The 22,175-nt window shown below is 27.7% G+C and carries 19 protein-coding genes; 8 read left to right on the top strand and 11 right to left on the bottom strand.

Annotated elements, in window-relative coordinates:
- Positions 1 to 40: 40 nt before the first annotated feature.
- From ABDJ34_RS08015 to ABDJ34_RS08005, 3 genes are all read left to right on the top strand, one after another.
- Complete coding sequence (locus ABDJ34_RS08015; RefSeq protein ID WP_412701986.1) at positions 41 to 907, top strand: sigma-70 family RNA polymerase sigma factor; 867 nt, start codon at positions 41 to 43, stop codon at positions 905 to 907.
- 612 nt (positions 908 to 1,519) lie between these two features.
- The gene (locus ABDJ34_RS08010) at positions 1,520 to 1,756 is read left to right on the top strand and encodes an AbrB/MazE/SpoVT family DNA-binding domain-containing protein (protein WP_412701985.1); all 237 of its coding nucleotides are present in this window, start codon (positions 1,520 to 1,522) and stop codon (positions 1,754 to 1,756) included.
- A 3-nt stretch (positions 1,757 to 1,759) separates the two neighbouring features.
- Positions 1,760 to 2,839, top strand: coding sequence for a tyrosine-type recombinase/integrase (locus tag ABDJ34_RS08005; protein ID WP_412701984.1), 1,080 nt, complete (start codon positions 1,760 to 1,762; stop codon positions 2,837 to 2,839).
- A 33-nt stretch (positions 2,840 to 2,872) separates the two neighbouring features.
- On the opposite strand, the gene ABDJ34_RS08000 is transcribed toward ABDJ34_RS08005, so the two are convergent.
- From ABDJ34_RS08000 to ABDJ34_RS07965, 8 genes are all read right to left on the bottom strand, one after another.
- On the bottom strand, positions 2,873 to 3,481 hold the full coding sequence (locus ABDJ34_RS08000; RefSeq protein WP_412701983.1) for a TPM domain-containing protein: 609 nt from the start codon (positions 3,479 to 3,481) through the stop codon (positions 2,873 to 2,875).
- Positions 3,482 to 4,069: 588 nt separating this feature from the next.
- On the bottom strand, positions 4,070 to 4,588 hold the full coding sequence (locus ABDJ34_RS07995) for a hypothetical protein (protein WP_412701982.1): 519 nt from the start codon (positions 4,586 to 4,588) through the stop codon (positions 4,070 to 4,072).
- Between the two features lie 8 nt (positions 4,589 to 4,596).
- Positions 4,597 to 5,328, bottom strand: a complete 732-nt coding sequence (locus ABDJ34_RS07990; protein WP_412701981.1) for a hypothetical protein — start codon at positions 5,326 to 5,328, stop codon at positions 4,597 to 4,599.
- Positions 5,329 to 5,348: 20 nt separating this feature from the next.
- Positions 5,349 to 6,989: a hypothetical protein gene (locus ABDJ34_RS07985; RefSeq protein ID WP_412701980.1), complete on the bottom strand. Its 1,641-nt coding sequence runs from the start codon at positions 6,987 to 6,989 to the stop codon at positions 5,349 to 5,351.
- Positions 6,990 to 7,114: 125 nt separating this feature from the next.
- The gene (locus ABDJ34_RS07980) at positions 7,115 to 11,347 is read right to left on the bottom strand and encodes a toprim domain-containing protein (protein WP_412701979.1); all 4,233 of its coding nucleotides are present in this window, start codon (positions 11,345 to 11,347) and stop codon (positions 7,115 to 7,117) included.
- Positions 11,348 to 14,242: a serpin family protein gene (locus tag ABDJ34_RS07975; RefSeq protein WP_412701978.1), complete on the bottom strand. Its 2,895-nt coding sequence runs from the start codon at positions 14,240 to 14,242 to the stop codon at positions 11,348 to 11,350.
- Complete coding sequence (locus ABDJ34_RS07970) at positions 14,242 to 15,327, bottom strand: hypothetical protein (RefSeq protein ID WP_412701977.1); 1,086 nt, start codon at positions 15,325 to 15,327, stop codon at positions 14,242 to 14,244. The genes ABDJ34_RS07975 and ABDJ34_RS07970 overlap by 1 nt, the downstream gene beginning before the upstream one ends.
- A gap of 14 nt (positions 15,328 to 15,341) precedes the next feature.
- On the bottom strand, positions 15,342 to 15,782 hold the full coding sequence (locus ABDJ34_RS07965) for a hypothetical protein (RefSeq protein WP_412701976.1): 441 nt from the start codon (positions 15,780 to 15,782) through the stop codon (positions 15,342 to 15,344).
- Between the two features lie 543 nt (positions 15,783 to 16,325).
- On the opposite strand from ABDJ34_RS07965, the gene ABDJ34_RS07960 reads away from it, so the two are divergent.
- Positions 16,326 to 17,048 carry a C39 family peptidase gene (locus tag ABDJ34_RS07960; protein WP_412701975.1) on the top strand — a complete coding sequence of 241 codons (723 nt, stop codon included), beginning with the start codon at positions 16,326 to 16,328 and terminating at the stop codon, positions 17,046 to 17,048.
- Between the two features lie 61 nt (positions 17,049 to 17,109).
- Here the strand turns inward: ABDJ34_RS07960 and ABDJ34_RS07955 are convergent, their stop codons facing one another.
- Complete coding sequence (locus ABDJ34_RS07955) at positions 17,110 to 17,442, bottom strand: hypothetical protein (RefSeq protein WP_412701974.1); 333 nt, start codon at positions 17,440 to 17,442, stop codon at positions 17,110 to 17,112.
- A 298-nt stretch (positions 17,443 to 17,740) separates the two neighbouring features.
- Here ABDJ34_RS07955 and ABDJ34_RS07950 point away from each other — a divergent pair, with 298 nt between their 5' ends.
- The 4 genes from ABDJ34_RS07950 to ABDJ34_RS07935 are packed head-to-tail and all read left to right on the top strand — an operon-like array spanning position 17,741 to position 20,225.
- Complete coding sequence (locus ABDJ34_RS07950) at positions 17,741 to 18,409, top strand: glucosaminidase domain-containing protein (RefSeq protein WP_412701973.1); 669 nt, start codon at positions 17,741 to 17,743, stop codon at positions 18,407 to 18,409.
- On the top strand, positions 18,409 to 18,840 hold the full coding sequence (locus ABDJ34_RS07945; protein WP_412701972.1) for a hypothetical protein: 432 nt from the start codon (positions 18,409 to 18,411) through the stop codon (positions 18,838 to 18,840). The genes ABDJ34_RS07950 and ABDJ34_RS07945 overlap by 1 nt, the downstream gene beginning before the upstream one ends.
- 16 nt (positions 18,841 to 18,856) lie before the next feature.
- Entirely contained in the window at positions 18,857 to 19,516 is a 660-nt protein-coding gene (locus ABDJ34_RS07940; protein WP_412701971.1) for a lipoprotein, read from the top strand.
- The gene (locus ABDJ34_RS07935) at positions 19,509 to 20,225 is read left to right on the top strand and encodes a hypothetical protein (RefSeq protein WP_412701970.1); all 717 of its coding nucleotides are present in this window, start codon (positions 19,509 to 19,511) and stop codon (positions 20,223 to 20,225) included. The genes ABDJ34_RS07940 and ABDJ34_RS07935 overlap by 8 nt, the downstream gene beginning before the upstream one ends.
- Positions 20,226 to 20,300: 75 nt before the next feature.
- Here ABDJ34_RS07935 and ABDJ34_RS07930 read toward each other — a convergent pair whose 3' ends face one another.
- On the bottom strand, positions 20,301 to 21,629 hold the full coding sequence (locus ABDJ34_RS07930) for an albumin-binding GA domain-containing protein (RefSeq protein ID WP_412701969.1): 1,329 nt from the start codon (positions 21,627 to 21,629) through the stop codon (positions 20,301 to 20,303).
- 304 nt (positions 21,630 to 21,933) lie between these two features.
- Positions 21,934 to 22,098 (bottom strand): LPXTG cell wall anchor domain-containing protein, encoded by a 165-nt coding sequence (locus ABDJ34_RS07925; protein ID WP_412702098.1) that lies wholly within the window; start codon positions 22,096 to 22,098, stop codon positions 21,934 to 21,936.
- Between the last annotated feature and the right edge of the window lie 77 nt (positions 22,099 to 22,175).

Genomic DNA, 22,175 nt, shown 5'->3' with positions numbered 1-22,175 from the left:
GACAAAATACTTGATAGAATAACTATTGAGGAGGAAAAGTGTGAAAAATATAAATTATACAATTATTAGGGGAAAGAGTAAAGGAATCGTTAGAAAACTAACAATGCCTATATCATCTAACGAAACAAGAAAACATATTTCAAAAGAGGATGAAGAAAACTTTTTTAAAGCATATAATAGTCCTGATATTGATGAAAACAGTAAAATAAAATTAGCCAATCAATTTTTAAAAGAGTTTATGCCATTAGTTTATTCATATGTTAATTCCTATTGTCATAGAAACAATTACCAAAACTTTGAATTTTCAGAAATTAGAGATGATCTTATTTCTGAGGGGTTAACAGCTGTGTATCGATGTTTTGACACATTTGATCAATCTAAAAAGATAAGGTTTACGACTTATGCTTCAAGCTGTATACAAGGTAAAATTAGAAACTATTGCAGAGATCATCATTTACGATACTTTACTGGAACAAGAACTCTTTATGAAAACATTCAAAAAGATTATAAAAAGGCAAAACAACAAGGTATAGCTAATGATTTTAAATTTGATAAGTGCAATTATGTTGCAGTTAAATCTTTAGATGAATTAACCGATACACAAGATAAAGATATGTATTTAGAGTATTATAGTGATTCACAAATACAAAGTTTGTATAAAGATAGCACAAATATTAGTGAAGTTTATTCAGAAAATTATGAAATCTTTAAACTTCTTTGTAAAGATTTAACAGAGATAGAATACGCTATGACAATGCTGTTTTATTCTAGCTTTACAAAGTTACAAATTGCAAATAAGTTTAATGTTGAAAAAAGCGTTGTTGAAAAATGTATAACAACTACTTTAAAGAAAATGCGTAACAGAGCAACAGAGCTAGGATTAAGTAAGGATTATTTCGAATTTTGATCTACAAATAGGGTAAATCGTGAATTTATAGAAATATCTAAAGGTTTATATTATGGAAATAATATAACGTTTTATATCACATACGATAGAAGAAAGCCATTAATTGGCTTTTTTTTATTTATTTTTTAAGTTTCATAAAATCACCTTAAAAATAAAATCACCTTAAAATTATAACATGTTATTTTACAATGCTCTACAAATTCCAAAAAAATATTTTGTTTTCAAAGAACTCTCACTCCTTAATTATGTTATACCCACGAACACAATCATTTTGAAAATATTGAAATGAATTTTGCGAAAATCTTATATAGTTTTATTTTCTCATCTTAATTTTACAAATTATTGTTAAAAATGTATCCTAAAAGCATGTTTTACAGTCTATCGTATTATATGCCACGTTAACGCAGTTTTATCTTCTAGACATATAATTACATACCTCAAACATTAAAACCTTCGTATAAGAGCTTATATGAGGTCTTTTTTTATGGATTTTAGAAAATTTATAAAAAATAGCTACCCTACCATTCTATTTCAGTCTCACCCGGCATATTGACAAAAGATTGTAGTTGTGTCAGAATATAATTAAAGAAGAAAATCAGAAAGTAGGATATTATGATTATAGAAATTAAATCAAAATCTCAAATAACAATTCCAAAAGAAATTATGCAAGAGTTAAACATAGAAAAAGGAACTAATCTTGAATGTAAAGTCGTTAATGGAGAAATTGTTCTAACACCTATTAAATTTATCGGTAAGACGGACATAGAAGAAATAAAAAAGAAATTGAACGACATAAATATATCAGAAAATGAATACAACGATATTATAGGTATTCTAGAAAGGAAATAGAAAATGAAACAAAGAGATAGTCTTTTAGAAAAAATATTAAATACAAATTCTAAATCTTTAAAAGTTGAAGTAACGGAGGTTCCCCCATTTATTTCAAACTACGTTAAAGATTTATATGTAATGTACAATCTATCGAAGCATACTATCATTGATTATTTTTCTCTGATTACGATATTTACTAAAAAGATGTTTTTAACTTTTTACGATAAACCATACTATGATATCATAACAGGAAAATATGACGAACATTATTTAAGTGTTGATGAAAAGTTTTATGAACAAGTTGAAAAAAGACACGTCAATGATTTCTTAGCCGAATTAAAGCTTGAAAGAAATTTAAAAGAATCTTCTGTCATTACTAAGATAAGACAATTAAAATCATTCTACTCATATCTCGAAGAACATTACGATATAAAAAATAACGTAAAGAATATAAGAATTCCAAAGGCTGAAAAAAATCTACCCGTATATCTTACGTTGGAAGAAGCCGTATCTTTAGTTAATGTAGTAGATAAAGATATTGAACAACATAAATCATCTAAACTAAAATGGGTATGTACCAGAAACAAATGTATGATTGTAATGTTATTAAACTGTGCATTAAGACGTTCTGAATTGCGTTCTATAAATATTGAAGATATAAAAGAAGATTATATTATAGTTATGGGAAAAGGTGCAAAAGAAAGAACAATATATCTAAATGATTTAACTAAACAATCAATCAACGATTATTTAAGAGTTAGACCAAAAGATGCAAAAGATAATAAAGCTTTATTTATAACAAAAAACAAACACACATATTCTAGAATTAGTTGTGAAAGAATTGGAGATGTAGTTAAAAAATATTTAAGAAAGGCAAACCTTAACGATCAGTTGTTCTCTACCCATAAACTTAGACATACATCAGCAACACTCATGTATCAACATGGAAATGTAGATTTAAGAAGCCTTCAGCAAATTCTAGGACACGCTAGTTCAAAAACTACTGAAATATATACACATGTCTACGATAAAAACTTAAAAAAAGCAGTTAATACTAATCCACTTAATGTATTATACGAAGAAAACAAGAAGGGCTTATAATAGCTCTTCTTGTTTTCTTATCCACTTAATCTATTAATCATCTCTTAACATAAAAAACATAAAAAACATAAACGGAATAATACTTGATAAATATAAATTAATATTATCATCAGCTTTTTCTTTCTCTTTCTTTTCGCTTTTTTCTATAATTTTATATATTTCAGTAAAACCGTTAGCTATTCCCTCATCAACTTTATTATTTTCGAATGAAGGCATCATTTTATCCTCGATAATTCTATTAACTTTATTATCAGAAAGAATCTCATCAAGCCCTTTACTAGTTATAATCCTTAAGTATTGTTCGCCTTTAGAAGTTTTTGCTAATAATATTAATACGTCTTTTTTATTATTGGAACTCTCCAAACCACATTTCTCAAACGCTTTATCAGCATATTCCTTAACATCGTATTCAAGATTATTTACCGTTAGAACAAATATTTCGCCATTATCCTCTAAATTATTATTTGCCTCGTTTATTTTATCTTTAGTTTCATTTGACAACACATTTAAGTTGTCTTCATAATACCATTTTGAATCTGTCCTGCTCGCAAAAACCTGATTATTATTGTTAAGCATTGTTAGAAAAAAGCCAACAATAACAACAACTCTGATTAACATTTTCTTAATTTTGTTTAATTTCATTGATAATACCCCCTCATTATTTATCACTCGCTATGTGCGAGAAATTATTGACTCTATACATCGTTAGTGAATACCTTATGAAAAACACTTGCTATTTGAAAAACACTTGCTATTGCAAAAAATGTATCTTGTGTGCCAGCAATAACATCTGAAATACACTCGCAAAGTGCGAGAAAAAATACAGGATACTTATGCCAAATTTTCTGAGACACACTCGCAAAGTGCGAGAAAAGTTGATATTATAATCACAAAGAGTGTAAGTCGAGAGACACCCCCGCATGTGCGGGTAAAATATAGCTTAATTCTAGAAGTCGGTCTTATTAACAGGAATACCCCCGCGTGTGCGGGTAAAACAAAGAACGCTTTTGCCCACATGAATTCTTTAAAGGAACACCCCCGCGTGTGCGGGTAAAATACTAATAAAAGCTTAGATCTATGCGATAATACAAAACAAATTAATTGATTTTTCTTTGTTTTTTTTCTTTGTTTTGTATTATTTACACACCTCTCGCCATTGCGAGAAATATATAAACGAAACCTGCAAAAAAAAGTTGAATTTCTGGAAGGAAACCATATATACACGATTTTTTATTTTTTATATAAATCTTTTTGCATGGTTTCGCTATATTCTTTTAGAGTCTTTGTAGCTTCAATGGTTCTATTTATCCTATTTATCTGATCTTCCTTATCCTTAGCATTTATAATATTTCTTAGATAATCTATAGAATACTGCTTGTAAGTTGAATATAATTCTTTTGAGTAGTTAGTCCAATTATTAAGTTCTGGATAGCCCTCATATTTATCTATTGCATACTTTAGTACTTTAAACTCACCATCTAACCCATTTACAGTTGATGCTAAAAGGGATCCTTCTTCTCCTTTTGTTGGTTGATTTTCAAGAACCCATACTTTTAATTTCAAAAGAGATGTTGGCAATTCTTCTATTTGATTATCTATTTTCATTAACTTGGATTTGTATTCGCTTATTGCATTTTGCTTTTCCTGTAATGTTAGTGTTTGCTTATTTGAATTGTCTTTACTTGAACAAGAAGTCAACCATATACAAAGCACAAACACTGTAATAAAAATCTTTAATAATCTTTTCAAAATATTTCCTACATTTCTACTTTAATTGAAGATGGCCCTTCATCTTCTTTGTTATCCTCTGACTTTTCTTCTCCATCTGTATCTTTTTCTAACTCATCTTCTTTTTCTTCAGAAGTATTGCTGTCGGTTTCTTCTTCTTTTTCTTCAGAAGTATTGCTGTCAGTTTCTTCTTCGGTATTCAAATCTACTTCTTCAATTAAATCTTCATTTAAAACCTCATCATTATTGTCTTCCTTTATCTTTAATTCATCAGGAAGCTCAATCTTTGGAAGAGAATCCTCTTGTGCTTTATTGATAGTTTCTTCTATATTATCGATAATTTCTTTTGAAGATTCATCAGCAGCATCCATTTGAGCCGATAAAATTGGATTAACTATTTCATAATATGAACCTGCGTTATCGTTGATATAAAAATCTGCAACTATATTTTCACAAATATCAGAAAAATTTTGTTGATATATTTTTTTAAATTCATCTTCTGTGTATTGTTTATTGTTTAAATCATCGAACATTTCTTCAAGCTTTGATACTATATATATTTTCATAATTAACACATCTTCAATTTCTGAATGATATAACTTTAAGCCTGTGTTATCTAAAATATACTTATCTAAAGGGTCGTTATTGTCCTTGTTTGAGTCGAAATCAAAAGCTAATTGAAGAGCCACACTCATACGAGATGCCCTCATTTGTCTGTAATCGTCTTCAGTAAAATAAAATCTCCATGTTTTCTTTTCCATTGTTTTCTCTCCTTTGTTTTTTAAAATTTTGTATTTGCTATATCGTCTTGAACAATATCGGATGGCTTTCTAATTTCAGTTCCACCGCTCTTGTTGAGATATCTAATACCTAATTGTTCTTTTATATAATCTGGATCATCTTGCATCTCTAATCTTGCTTCTAATTCACCTGGATATTCGAACATAGCGAATGTTTGCCAAGCGTATCTTTTATTAAAAGCAACAGCTAATACATCCAAATCATCTTTATGTTTTTGATAAAGTTCTTCTTTATCAAATGCAAAAAATCTAGAAATTGAATATACCTTTTTATCAAATGAAACTTCATGGGTGTCATACATCCATACAAATGTTGCGATATACTTAGCTTTTCCATCTACATTTTCTGAAACATCACACATACACCATGTTTCTTTAACCTGACTAGCATTTCTATTTTGATCCAATGCTACTGTTATTGGATAATAGAAGATTTCTTCATATCCTAGCTTATTTTCTCTTTCTAATCCAATCATTTCTTCTAGTTCATCTGTAAAGTAGTATCTGAAGATTTCGTCAGTCTCAAAAATACCGTTAACCGTAAATCCAATTGTTGGATATAGATCAATTTTTCTATCGTAGAAGTTGATTTCTTTTTCTCTAAGTTGATGAACACCTTCAAATGTTTTTTCATCTTCAAAATCAATTCTTTTAGCTATAAAGCTAAACCATTTTTCCCAATCTTTGATTTGTGATGCTCTATTTATGCTTTGAACATCTTCTATTTCAGATGAAGCGATATTGAACTTGTCAAAATTGTTGTAAACTAGGTTATCTTTAGAAACATTACTTAATCTCTCGTAAATTCTACCTGATGATGATAAAAGGTTGTTATTATCCTCTTGGTCTGTTTTTAAAATATTGAAAAACTCATCTTTAAAATTCATTGGAATATTAGAAATGCTTTCTTTATTAATTTGGAAGAATTGTCTTGCTGCCTCTATAGAAGCTGTATCTAAAGGTGCAATATTTGAAATTGTTTCATCATCAAATTCTAATTTGTTTCCTATTCCTTCAAAAGTTGTTGGAATAAATCTTGTAGAATCGAAATCAAAATTAATAAAAGCATAAAGCTGAGAATGTTCTTTTTGCTTTTTATAGTATTCTTCTTTCTTTAAATCTTTGAAATACAAAGATACAGCTATCTCTAATAAGAAATCTTCCTTAGAAGCTAATTCCTTAGATTCTGTTGCTAAAGATTCTATGATATCTTTTCTATCATTTGATAAATTGTTCATAAAATCATCGCACAAAATCTCTGCTCTTTCTTTTAAATCTGGATTATCAGTCAAGAATGTATCTTTAAATTCTTGATATATCTTTTCTGAACTTTCTAAATCATTTGAATAAACAAATTTATTCATAGTGTTAAAGTTAATACCAACGATATCATCAAAGTATTTTTTATCTTCTAGTCTCAAATACAACATTGACGGTAATAATATTTCAGAATCATTTTCTAATGTTGTAGAGTAATTATAGTATGCTTTTACAAAATAAATGTAAGGGCATTTCAAGTATTTAGACAAATAATCATTGTCTATGATGTTTTTTGGAAAATCTATAACATCTTTTGTGTAATTGTATAAATCTTCTCCATTTTTTAAATAATTTTTAATCATATAAATCTCCTTTTATTGGCCGAGAGAACTATAAAACAGCCCTCTCAAGCCTAATTTACTACTAATTTGATAACGAATAGAAAAAGATATGAAAATAGGGTTTATTCTAAAAGTGTGTACCAAAATTACATTTCCATTCCTTCTTCTACTTCTCTTTCTGTTGTATTACCAATATCGATATTTTCTTTTACATTTTCAACATTTTCTTCAATTGCCTTTTCTTCAACTTGTTGTTCTTTTTCTTTAGCCTTTTCTTCTCTATTTTCTTTAAATTCATTTAGAACATCATCAAAAATCTTATTTAACGATTCTTTTAGTGCATTGTTTTTAAGATTATCTTCATTTTCATCTAGGAATTTATATGTTCCAGATTTCTCTATTTCGGACAATTCACCTTTAATTTCTTTAAGAATTGCCATTCTAACCTTTAACATTTGCATTTGATTTGGCGTACTTTCTAAATTTAATTCTTTTGAGTTATATAGTTGGGCTAAAAATTTATTAGACAGATCCCTGATATTTTTTGGTTCATTTTGTAACGCTTTTGAATCATGTAAACTACTGTTAAATTCGTATTTACCTATTCTGAATAGAAGCTCTTCGTTAGTTTTTACTACCTCATTAGTATTTTTGTTTTTTATTAACCCAGATTCAAAATCAACATCAAGCCCCGATTCATTCAATTCTTTTAGTTTGTATTGCAACATTTCATTAACATCTTTAATTCCGTTTTTAGAATCAACCACTATAGACTTAACCGTTGGAAGCTGATTTTCAAGTTTCAATCTGGCTTGTGTTCCTGCTTGGTCATTATCTAGCATTAATATTACATGCGAAGGATCGATGTTATTATGAAAACAATAATCTCTCAAATCTAAGTTTCTAGCATTACCAACGCCTAATATTGATACAAAATTTACTTTATCTTGTTTAAGGTCAATATCTTTTAACGAGTTTTGAAGATTGTCTCTATAAGGGTTATACAAATTTTCTTTAATTTCTTCTGGACTCTCTAGATTGAGATCTCTCATGTAATCATATCTATTGTCAATTTTACATAAGCTTAAAGCACTAAGGGCATCTATTGTAGCCTCTGTTATAATTGTGTATTCATGGGCTTTTCTTTTTTCTGGTGGATAATCCTTTAGACTATTTCCTACCCATGACTTAACAACACCAGATGGTAACTTCGAATTAACCTTAGAACCTTTCAATCCATCTATCTTCTTATTTATATTCTTGTTAAATTGCTCTTTTTTAGACTTAGCACCTATTTGATATCTTTCCTTGTCACTATCAGATAAAGAATTGTATTGTTTTTCGGTAATTTTTGAAAAAGGACTTAAATAAAGATGATAATCTTTTTTACTAACCTCATCTAAAGAATTATATTGATCATAACTAATATATTTTTTATAGTCATTGGTTCTATATGATTTTTGGCAATACACCTTATTTGAAATGTTTCTTTGTTCTTGTTGCATTTGAACATTACTATATAAGTCTGTAACCTCTGTTATCATATAAGGCTCATTATTCTTTGGATCAATACTAGCTTTTATTATAGGATTATTTTTATTAACCTCTTTTAAAATAGTTCCTGGTATTTTTCTTTTTTCAACCAAATAGTCTTTTACCGCTTTTGTTGCTGAATCCATTAAGAAACTATCAGTATTCTTATCGGACAAATATCTCGAACTATAGCCGATTTCTCTTGCATATAAAAGTTGGGATTTGTTAAAGTTTTTAGAAGAATCTCTTCCAGAACGAGTATCAATTGTTCTTATTTGATTAACAGTTAAATTCATATCGTTGTTACTCATTCTATAACCAGACATTGACCTAACCTTTGATATCTCCAATAATAATAATCCCATTTGATAATCTGTTAATGGTCTTTCTGTAATCTTTTGATATTTTTCAATTACATCAAAATAAGTGTTTACTTTATCATCGATCTCGTTAAATTCCTTTTCTTTATTTAATTGTCTCTCGTCAAATGCTTGAAGTGATGTTTTACCTTGTAATTGTTTTATTATATTGTCTCTTTCAGCTGCACTTCCAGCTACTTTATAAAAGTCTATTGTATTCATCAATGCACTAAATAAGTCATTGTCTTTCTCTTTGTTAATAACGACTTTAGAATTTTTAGCATATTCTTTTTGAATATTTTTAACTAATAAATTACCATTGAAAAAGCCGAGAGAAGTTTGAGTTCCTAGATTATTTTCTCTAATTTTTTTGAAATCCCCTATCTTGTTTCTGTAACTGTTATATGTTTCTAAAGCTTGTGCATTTTCTTTTTCAAATTCCATAGCTTTTTCCCAAATTACTTTTAGTTGAGGATTAGTATTATCTAAATAGCTTAGCATTTTATCATTTGATCTAAACATATTTTCTAGTTGGATGCCTTTACTGTGACAATAAACACCTAAAGCTGAATTCATCCAAGGCTCTCTTTTGCCCTCTTTAAAGTTATATAGCGTTCCTGTCTTTTCAAATTTCCATACATCTTGCTCTATTTTATGTCTATCATAATCCCAAACATCACCGTAAATCTCCTTAAACATATCTAAAGGTGATTTTCCGTAAGTATCTGTGAATTGGAAAATATTATTATATACATACTTCTTTAAATCATATGAAAGGTTTGCTTTTGAGTTATAGATAATGCTGTCATCTTTTAATGTACAACTACTCATAATAGATTTTAATGCCGAAGCACCTAAGCCAAATCTCGCATTATCAATGTATTTTTCAGTATCATAGAAATCTTTGTTAGATTTTACATAAGTGTTAACTGTTACACGCTTTGTTCCGTAATCTGAAGTTCTTTTATTAAGACTGTTATTTAGGTTAGTCGCCATAGCATTTTCAGATGTTATATTATTATCTTTCCAGTTAATTCTTGATACATCTGGAATATACGCATTTTTAATATCGTCTAATTTCTTATTGAATGATTGGGAAGGCGTATTTTTATCTATCTTAGCTAATAGGTTAATTACAGGACTACTGTTAGAATAAGTTACTAAATTAACCCCCGTTGATTGTTGAAGCTTATTTAAAGAATATGAAAATTCTTTTAAAAAAGCTCTATCATCAATTCTTTTTAATGTTTTCGAATTAGTCAAATCTACAGTATTATTAGCAAGTTCTATAAAAAGTTCTGTGTAGTTATTTAAGCTATCATAAGAGCTTAAATCAAATGAATAAATGTCCTTTTCATCTCTAACATAGATATTACTCATTATGTTATTTACCGTTAAAACGCTTATATTCTCATTTGTTGGTAAATTTTTTAAACCTAATTTAATGTCTGTATTATCATTAAAAAACTTAATATATGATTTAATATCTGTTTGTGCAAGTCTTTGATTAGAGATGTTGGAATCTAGATTTTCTAATGTTTTTTCAGCAATAGCATTTCTATACTCCCCTCTAAATAGGCTTGAAACTTTATTGTTTATATAATCCATTTTTGTATTGTGTAAATACTTATTAGGATCAGAAAACGCCTTAGCTAATATATCTTGATTCTTCTCTATATCATCTAATGTTTTAAAAGAAATATTTAAATCTTTCTCAATTGATTGAAAAAAACTTGTATAGTCATATCCTGTTGCTGCCTCAAATATCAATGGTAGAGAGTTTGTATATACACTCTTATTATTTTCTACCCAGGTCAATTCTTGCCTATCTTTATCTAAGAAAAACCTATTTTCACCCATTGATTGTAAAATGTTATTGTTTTCGTTATCAGATAAGTTTTTATCGTTAGTGTTGGAGAAATAAATACCAAAAGCTCTAAACATTCTAACTTGTAGCGTATTTTCATTGGCATTTTCTTTGTTTTTAGAAAATTCTAAAACTGTAGATAGAAAATCTTTGAAATCTGATTCAAAATATATTTTTGCATTTTCACTATCATCGAATTTATAATCATCCTTTAAATCTATAGGAATGAATAAATTACTTCTATACTTTTCTGAAAACTTTTCAAACGTATCTAAATCAGTCGCTAGATTGTTGTTCTTATAGAAATTTTCTCTGGTTAAATCAGACTCTCTTTTAGTGTTATTTTCAAGTCTTAAATCTCTCTTTTCGGCAAATGCTAATTCATTATCGGTTACTAATATCGATATGTTGGAATTATTAGCTTGAAAACTTAAAGCCCTGTTACCTAGCGTTTTATTTTCTATTCTTTCTAATGCTTCAGATAAGTTCATTCTTTCATTTAATAGCTTATTATCTTCAACGATATACTCGACCTTATAACCGTTATTTATTAAAATATCCTTAAGATTAACATTAAAATCTTCGTAGTAAATCTTATCTTCATAAATATTAAAATCCAATTAAACTATCCCCTTTCTTTGAGCCATATAACTATCCAAATATCCACTGATACCGGATCTTTTAAATTCCTCAAATATTTTTTCTATGTTCATATATAATTGTATATTGTAGAATATACTGTCTTGCTGTCTTGTTAATAAATCAACATAGATATTTAAGTTTAATTGTAGAGAACTAGTAGTCCTTAATATCGATTCGTATATTTTATATTTCTTTATAAGGCTATTTATTGAGATATTCGAATTAGAATATCTTTCTAATGTATCGATAAATTTTAAAATTGATCTGTCATAATTATTATTAGTCAACATATCAATGCTTTTAAAACTATTTCGTATTTTCGAAATAAATGTAGTAATGTCATTTGTAGATACATCACTTGTAGATATCGTGGCTATTAATTCTTCCAGCTGCTTTGATATATCCAATACCGCTGCTTCGAGCTTATCATTAGATTCATATACTCCATTTTTTTCAAAAATGCTTAGTTTTAAATTATCTATCATGTGTTTTTTGACATTTTCTAAATCTGGGAAGAACACACATAAATTGCTATCAATATTTTCCAAATCCTTCTTAAACTTTATAATATCGGAATTATTCATTAAAAAATCTTTCATAAAGAATTTACCAATATTTATATAATCATTAAGAATATTCGTATATGCCTGTGATTTATTTTGTATTGATAATTTCATATTGTTGAAATCTCTAATTGGTTCAGTATTTCCACCCGTTATTTCTAAGATTTTATTAATGTATATAATTTTATACTCGTCATTGATTACTCTATTGTTTATATTTAAGAGATTATCTTTTAGTTTATCTTTCATATCAGATATACCAACTACATTTTGCCAAACCCCGTTATTATACATAGGAAGATTTAACAAATCTTGTTTAACTTTTGAAATCTCTTTATCTTCTATGCTTTTCATTTGTTTTTGAGTAGCAAGATATAAATAGAAATCGGAATTTTCGCAAACAAATTCTTTAAAAGAGAACTCCTTAAAACCGTATAGAATATTTCTTTCGTTTTCTTTTTTGATTAAGATATCGCTAAAGAATTCATTATTTTCTTTCAAGGATTTCAAAACCTCTATTTGAACATCTGAATAATTGCCTAAAAAAGTTTTTACAATATTGTTATTAAAAAGATTGAATACAGGATATATTTTAAAAACCTCATCCTCGTAAACCTTGTTTATCTTTTTTCTAGTAGTTATCTTATTGTTAGAACAGTAGTTTCTAAACTTTCTATTTAAACCGTCATATTCGAACACTAGATTGTACGATCTGATGATTTCTAGAGGATCTTTAAAAATATTTACGATATCTTCTTTAATCTTTTCTTTATTATTCGTATCGTTTGTCGCTTCGAAATTCTTAATCTTTTCTTCAAGCTTCTTTTCAGTTAAACGCAATTTTTCATATTCTTGCTTATCCAACTTAAGACTAATTAGGCAAATAACCTTATCTATATCTGATGGATAAACATAGTTTTTCATCTTTTCGATATCTTTAATTTCAAAAGCAGCAGTAAACTGATTTTGTAATTTCTTTTTATTTATTCTTGAAGATATATCAATACTTCCAAAATCTTGTATTCTATTATCCTCTCTAGACTGAAGTTGATAATATATTTGCCATTTCAAAAAGTTACTATTAATTTTTATCGAATTTTGTTGACTAGATGATAACCTTAATAAGTTTTCTCTGTCTATCTTGTTATCTTTAATTACATTATTGAAGTTAGTTTTAATATATAAGTTTTTATATCTTTCTATTAAACGACTTGAAAAAGAGTTATCATCAGTATTTATAACTTCGCCATTTATCAAATATTTAGCCTCGTTATTTTCAATAATTTCACTGTGGTTTTCTCTTGTTGTTGGATCAATTATTTGTTTCAAAGATAAGTCTTGAATATCTTTATACGTTAATTTATAGAACCTATCATAAATAAGATATACAAACCTAGCTGACGATTGTTTTATTTCTTCAAACCTGTTATTATCAAGTTTTGATAAGTATATTAAACTATTGTCTCTCAAAACAAAACCTAAATCATTTGAACGCAATTCCTGATTTGGTAATATCTTGATATACATCGAGTCTTTTTCTGAAAGCTTTTTTTCTTCTATTATCTTTTTGAATTCCGCCTCTTTATCGGTTGCTACTAAGAATAGTCCACCGTAGTCTTTATTCTTGAAATCAGCCTTATATTTCCCAACTATGTTTCTAAACTTATTTAAATGTTCTGTATTATCCACTCTTTGTTGATAATCCCTTTCCATTTTTACCTTTTCAAAAAAATAGTCACTGTTTAAATAATCTAAATTAGTAATATTAACTAAATCGTAATAGATTAAATTATTACCGTACGATGAAACATCTTTTTTTTGTATATTTATATAAACTTGTACAAGCTCTTTATACTTTTCTATAGGAATGTTATATAAGTTAAATCTGTTACAAAAAGCCATAGTCTGTTCTATGTTACGGTTAGTGATAGTTAAAGGTTTTAAACTAATAAAAAGAGTTAAATCAGCATTTGGATTTAAAGTTAAATTCTTAATATCTGATAAAATCTTACCCGTTAAATAGACTATATTAGTCTTAAACGTAATTGCTACTTTGTTATTTATAGCTGATTTATTGTTTCCTATTCTTTTCGAAAAATCTTCATGAATTCTTGTCAAAGCATATTGTAATTCTTTGCTATACGGATCTTCATTATCGAACATTTTTCTAACAATTTTACTAGGTATTAAATATGGAAAATAATCTTGCATTTGCAATTGCTCAAACATCTTAGTAGTGTAGGCATAAGGCTCGTGTTCTCTTGTAAAAGCTTGTGTATTATCCGTTATATAGAAAAATAATCCATCCATTATTCAAAATCCCCCATAGCCACATTAATAGTCTCTACACCTTCATTTTCTAAATTACTGGTTTTACCACCATCTTTGAACAAATCTATTATTTCAAAAAGTTCGCCTTTCCCTTGATTAGAAAACTCTACATAATCAGTATTCGCAGTATTAATATCTATCTCTAGTCTAGTATTAAGTATTGTTGTGTTATCTTTTTTATATTTCTTTTCCAGCTTTTGAAAAGCCTCTAAGTCATATTCTGAAATCAATTGATTTGTTGAATTTAATACGCTATAACAATATCTGTGAATATCTTTAAGAAAACTTCCTGCATAATAAATTAAATAAACAAAACCTAAAAAATCGTATTCGTTTATTTCAAAGCCGATATCAACTTTATATTGGTTTTTGTCGAATAAATAATTCAAACTGTTATTTAATATCGTCTTTGACTTATCCTTATAATCCAGTTTCGAAAAACTTTTTGTTTGTTTAAATAAATTCTTGGAATCTAAATATTCTTCCACATCATTAAACCTATCGGTTAAAAGCTTTATAAAATCGGGCTTTTTAAATAAATTGTCTAAAATCTCATCAATTTTTAAATAATTACTTTCTTTTAGAAAATAAAGCATACTTTCTCTTATACTTTTTAACTTCAATTTATCTATCTTGTTGTATTCTTCTTGCAAAGAAAATGGTATAAACGTGTTATCCAATATGCTTTCTATTTTATTAGCTACATCTACAATGTCAGAATATTCAGACATTTCAGAAGATGAATGAAAAACGTCAAAAACATTATTAAAATCTGTGGAATCATATCCAATCCAAAATAGGTAATTTAGAAGTGCTGTTTGTTTTTCTTTTCCACCATGGCTTATTTCTATAAGATGTGTATATAGATTATCAAACTTTAAATTTTCGAACTTTTTTGTGTTTCTATACCTTTTTGTCGCCTCTTCTATGTTTTTGGAGATATAATAGTTCAAAACCGCAACTTGCTCTTGGTTTTCACACACATTAAACTCTTTAAAAACATCTATTATTCCCTTTTTTATTCTCTTTAATGATTCTTTTAAATCGTTATCTAAGTTTTCCAAAATTATCTCACCAATTATTCGAATACTGTTCTTTCTATATATTCCATCTTCTTGAATGTATCTAGTTTAGTATCTAAAATGTCTTCTGGAATATGTCGCAAATCTTTTTCTAAATCCTTTATTAAGCCTATTACACGTTTGCAATCCAAATATGTTGCTCTCATTTTTACAGGAAGGATTTGCTCTTTAATAACATCAATTAACATATCCTCGCAGGACTCATCATAAACATAGATTTCCGCAGGGTTTAATAAAAACTTAGATGAAAAAACAAACATTCCATCGGGCAATCTTTCGTTCAATTCTAACGTTATTGAATTTCTATATGATTTTACTTTTGAATTATATTCGGAAGAATCACCGCAATTTAATCTTATTAAGCCCTGTAATTTTACTTTATTACTATAGCTATCTATAGTTTCTTGCTTAAATATATCTTTCCTTTTCCTTTTCATTTTTTACTCCTTTAACTTTATATATTGAAAAAGGACTGTCTCCCTTATTTCTCTGTTCTTGTTATACCCGAGAAAAATAGGACTTTGGGAAAATTGAGATTTATTTGAAAAATAAAATAAATATCTTTGGAAAGGAAAGAAATACTGTCATTAAGTTAAAAAAGTGATAAAATTTTTTTAATTTTTTTGAAATTTATAAAAATCTTGGGTATAACACTATTGAGAGATGGAGCATGAGCTAAATTCCTTTATTTGTTTAATTTCATTGGTTTAGATTCATAACACATCCATCTCTCACCTAAAATTTTTAGCTTTCAGGAACTTAATTCCAAAACTAGACAACTCATAAGTAATTCTTTGACATTTTAAAAATATTTTTCACACGACTCCTTTAAAATAAATAAGAAATTTTAGAAACCGATCAAGTTGTTATGTTAAAATTATCCTAAAAGCAAAAACAACAGCCCTGACATATTCTTAACCTTGTATGTTTGGGTTGTTGTTTAAATAAAATTATGTAAATTTGTTTGAGGTGTTAGTAAAATGTTTAAAAAACATAAAAAAATATTAATTCTTTGTCTGCTACTATCATGCTTAGTTAACACTAATAGTTATGCTAGTACCAGCTTGAACATCGATAATGATGAGATTACAGAAAAATTAATAGAATTAGACAATAAATCACTAAAAACAAAATTCTTAATCAATAATATAATAGAAAAAAAACACAGACTTTCCGAGAAATATGAAAAAGAACAGAGTTTTCAAGATGTTATATACTTTAATCAAACAGATCCTAGATTCGCCTATACCCCATATGGTGATGGAGACTTTGGAATAGTTCAAAACACAGGCTGTGGCCCGACATCTGCTGCTATGGTTGTAAGTACACTAACTAAAACCTACACAGATCCTAATGAAATAGCAAGTTGGGCTATGTTTAATGGATATAACATGGGAAACAATGGATCATCATGGGAACTATTCCCTGCTGTTGCTAGAAAATACGGCCTTGATTATCAGTTTAGCTACAGTATAGAAGATGCAAGAAATTGTTTAAAAACTGGTGGTCTTGTAATACTTAGCCAAAACTCATCACTTAATAACTACTGGACTGATAGTGGTCATTTTATCGTTTTAACAGGCTATGAAGATGATTTATATACCGTAAATGACCCATATAGCATATACAGAACTGAAATATATCACACACAAGACCAAGTGTTTATTCCAAATAAAGCAATCTTTTGCTTTTGGAAAAACTAACTCAACCTTTCTTATAATTTTTTATATATAAAAAAGCAAGCACAATATAGTGCCTGCTTTTTTAATTCCATGGATCGTCTTTATCTTCTTCCACTTTATAATAATCTGTCATTATTGTTTCATCCATATTATTATCTTCTTTCATATAATCTTTTTTAATTGATTTTGCCTTCTTTTCCATTTTACGTCTATCGAATGGTTCAAGTATCAATCCTAAAATTGTAGTTAAAAAATGCAAAATACATAAACACATGAACTTAAAAAATTCAAATATTGCTCTTGCTACTGAAAATAGTGGCTTAAATATAAAGCCTAATATTGCAAATACGATTGATATAATCCCCAATGCCACAAATATTAATAAAATATTACCCCAAATTCCTAAATCTGTCACACAAATCACACCTTTCTTTAATTATACTATACCACAAATCTTATTCTTACTATATATATATCGGAAAACTTCTGATAAAAAATAGCCCATTTTTCTAAGTATTATACCTATTTGATAGATATTGGCGATTTTGTGGGTATAACAAAAATGCAAGATAAATAAATACTACTAAACCTGCTTTTTGCAGGAGAAATCGAATTGATTGCACCGATTTCTAAAGGAAACTGCCAATAATATATTGGCTCTTTTCCTTAAAAACTCAATTTCAATCAAAATCTATAAGAAAGAGGAATTAAAAGTGAAAATCAAAAATAAAATACTAGCATTAACTATCGCAACAATAATGATCCCTCAAATCTCTTTTGCATGTAGTAATGAAGTTAATGAAATATACTTAAAAAACAGTCAAATATCTATGCTAATAGAAAAGTGCAAAGAAGAAATATATAGGAAAAAAGAAGTAAAACAAATGATTAAAAATGTAGAAAGCTTTAGAAACGATATGTATAGTAGTCCAATTTATAACCCTGTTCACATCACATACATATCATCTGACGGATTAAATAAACTTTTAGAAAATACTGGTTTAGAAAATCTTGGAGAAAGCTTTTATAAAGCAGAAGAAAATTATGGTATAAATAGTGTTTTTCTTATATCTTTAGCAATGCTTGAATCTGGTAATGGATATAGCAGAATTGCAACAGAAAAGAATAATCTTTTTGGGTATAACTCAAACGATAGTAACCCTTATGGAGACTCTTTTGCATTTGAGACAAAAGAGGACTGTATCGATTATGTGGCTGATTCAATAAAAAGAAATTATCTATCAAGTGACGGTAAATTCTTTAACGGTTATTCAATAGAAGCAATGAATATCAACTATTGTAGTAAAGATAATTGGCACGAACAAATTAAAGATATAATGTACAATTTATACTGTGAAATAAACGAAAGGGATATAATCTAATGTATGGAATTATAGTGAAAAAAGATAATACCATATTACCACCTTCTTATTATCCCCTTATACAAGGAAAAATTTGTTTTCAAGATGGTAATATAAAAATATTCTTTGAAGGGGCAATGATGAGAATGATGTTATCTAATCGCCCTCTTTTTGGTATGAACAAAATAAAAGACGATAAAAACGAATACAAAGTAACAGTAAACAATATAAATTTAGAGTTTAGAAATATATCGAGCGTATTAAAAGATCGATATATAGGCACTAAATTTGAAAATAACGATATGACTAAAGATCAGTTTTTGATGAGTTTTAAAACTAATCATAAGTATGAAATTATGTATGGCTTTGGTATCGGTAATGATGCAAAAAAATTTTTTATAAGTCAGAAAAACAACGAATTAGCCAAAACATCTATGAATTGGTATAAGTAACTTTTAAGGAGTTTTTATGAAGATTAAAAAAATATTTTTAATATTACTTGCTTTATTAATGCTCTCATCTTGTAACAACGACAATCCTGATATCTCACAAAGCAAAACCACAAAAAAACAAAAAGAAATTACCATGAAAGATAAATCACTTGATGAAGTAAAAGAAGATGAGGTAAATAAAATTATTGAAAAGCAAGATAAATTACTTAAAAGAAGCGAAGTAAACACTGATTTAAAAGGAAAAGATTTGTTATTTTTTAAAAGTGAAAATATTATTGAATATGTAATAGAAGCATCAAAAAGCAAAGGGCTTAAAGATTTAAAAGAAATATCTCACGAAGAAAAACAAAAAGGAAAAACTTTTAATAAAAGCTTAAATAAGTTTATGGAAAGTTTTAATAATATTAAATTAAAAAAACAAGAAAATATATTTTCAGATTTAGAATTAAAAGATAAGGTAAACAAAGATAAAAAATACATTTTCTTCAGCTTTTATGTGATCGAAAAATCAATAGCTTATCAAATAGAACTAGGTATTGACGAAAATGATAATATCATCTACAAAGTTAATAACCAAAATAGACCATCAGCTATGCTTGGAGAAAGTGGTGTATATAAAGCTGAAAAAAACACTTATTCAAATATATTGAAAAATTTAGGAGGAAAAAATGAATAAAAAAATAGCATTAATACTAACATTTTTCTTAATTCTACTTCTTCCCTCTTGTAAAACAGCTAAAGATAAGTTTAAAAATATATCTCCAGAACAAGCATTAACAACCGCTATAGATGATTGGAACTCTAGTAATAGTTTAAACGCTAATTTCGAAAATCCATCTACTATGACTGATTTCTTTAACAAATACTATTCATTTGCTAATCAATCTCTATATTCCCCGTTAAGATGTGTTAAATTTAACATTAAAGATGAGAAGGATAATAGGTTTGACTATAAAAATCCTCCTGATGTCTATGTAATGCATGTAGATTTCATTAGCTACAATGCCTACGCTGATTACTATAATTATCTTAAAGATAAGACATCATTAGGTCAAGAAATTGCAGAAAAAAACCTAGAAAAAAAACTATTTAAAGACCAACCACAAAAAAACAGCGAAAATCGTCTTAAAGACGAAGATAAAGAAAAGAAATTTATAGCCGATGAAAAAGACTGTGTAGTTTTTGAAAATGTCGCTATTAAATTTTTGAAAAATAGCAACGATGATTATGTAATTTCTTGTGGGGAATTCCAAATTGAAGACTATACTGCTATTTTTAACGGTGATAATACTAACATTGAATTATTTAATATATTATCCGGGAATTCTTTAAATGCTTATATAGATTTTCAAAAAGAAATTAGCAAAAAGAGTGGAATCAATTAAGACTCCACTCTTTTTTTATAGGTTTAAACTACTTTTACTACTATTATATTTGTTTTGGGTTATTATGTCTACTAACTATTTACGTTTTTTAAGTGAAATAAAAGCACCTGCAACGCTTGTTAAAGCAGCTGCTGCCAATGTTACAACTTCAGCTTCACTACCTGCTTTAGGCAATCTAGTTTTTCTGTTTTGTACTTTTACATTCTTATTAGCTTTCTTAGGATTATTTGCTTTTTGATCCTTACCAGCTTTTTTATCATCTTTCTTTTCGCCCTTTTTGATTTGAGCTTTTAAATTTTCTAATTGTTTAGAAAGTTCTTCTTTTTCTTTCTTAACTTTTTCTAATTCTTCTTTTTGCTTAGTAGCTTCTTCTAAAGCTTTTTCAAGATTTTTAATTTTATCTACTACATTTTCTTTAGCTTGTTCTTCTTCTTTTTGTTTCTTATCGGCTTCTGCTTTTTCATCATCAGCTATTTTTTTAGTCCAGTAATCAGCTACTGCTTTTTCGTAGTCTTGTTCTGCCTTGATCCATTTGTCATATTCTTCTTTAGAAGCTTTTTCTAATTCTTTTTCGCCATCTTTTTTATCAGCCTCTGCTTTTTCATCTTCTGCAATCTTCTTAGTCCAATAATCTTCTACTGCTTTTTCGTACTCTTGTTCAGCTTTAATCCAATTATCATATTCTTCTTTAGCTGCTTCTTCTAAAGCTTTTTTGTCAGCATCTTTTGAAGAATCTTTGTGAGATTTAATTAATTCTTCTTTTAAAGCTTTAACACCTTCTACAGTTTTTCCAGCATTAATTCTGTCAATGAAGAATTTAGAAGTAATACCATTTGCTTTCAATTCAGCAATTGCTTGTTCTTTAGCTTTCTTTAATTCTTCTTGTTTGAAAAGTTTATTGTATTCTTTTTCAGCTTTATCTAAGTATTCTTTTTCAGAATCCTTATCTTTATTAGTGTTTTCTTTAGCTTCTTTTTCTAATACTTTTTCTGGATCTTCTTGTTTATGAGATTTAATTAATTCAGCTTTTAAAGCTTTAACACCTTCTACAGTTTTTGCAGATTCAATTTTATCTAAGAAAAACTTAGATGTAATACCATTTGCTTTCAAATCAGCAATTGCTTGTTTTTTTACTTCTTCCAAAGAATTAGAATCTTTTTTAACTTCTTCTTTAGTTTCTTTTGCCTTTGCTTCTTTTTCTTTAACTTCTTTTTCAGCCTTTTCTTCTTCTGCAATTTTCTTAGTCCAGTAATCAGCTACTTGATCTTCATAAGACTTTTCTGCTGCTCCTGGATCTCCAATTTCACCTAGGTAATCATCAGCAAATGTGTTGATTGGTGCTAATAATGTTGCAGCTAATGTAACTCCTGACATTACTTTCAATAACTTTTTACTATTTTTCATATTTCTTTGACAATGGAAACCCTGTGTTAGGTTGGAATTTGTCTCCTCCTTTTTAAAATTTTGCATAAAATTTATGCTTTTAAAATCAAATTCGTTTCCAAGCAATTTTATTGCTATTCCAGTACGCTATTGTTATACCCACGAATTAGGTATATTTGGAAATATTTGAAACTTTTTTCATATTTTCCATTTACATCTTTAAAATATCGTAATTTACAAGTATACAACAACGATTAGTTCTAGTTGATGTACCATTCTACAGAAAAAAAGAAGCTAGAAAAATCTAGCCTCTATTTCCTTAATATTATTTTCTACGTTTCTTAGATAGATTTATACCTTCTACCATAGCTAACGCTCCGATAGCTAATGTTAATATTTCTGAACTTGTTCCTGCTTTTGGCAAGTGTGAAGTTTTTTTTGATTCATGAACAGTTTCTTTTTCTGTGTCTTTATTAAATTTTTTAGCTATATCCTCAATCTTCGTTGCTGGTATAGTCTTCTTAGCTATATCCTCAATATTACCCGCTTTTGTTGATTTAAGAGTCC

Source organism: Finegoldia dalianensis, from assembly GCF_046255015.1.
GTDB lineage: Bacteria > Bacillota > Clostridia > Tissierellales > Peptoniphilaceae > Finegoldia > Finegoldia magna.
The sequence above is the reverse complement of the archived record's forward strand: the minus strand, read 5'-3'. Positions and strand labels throughout refer to the sequence as shown.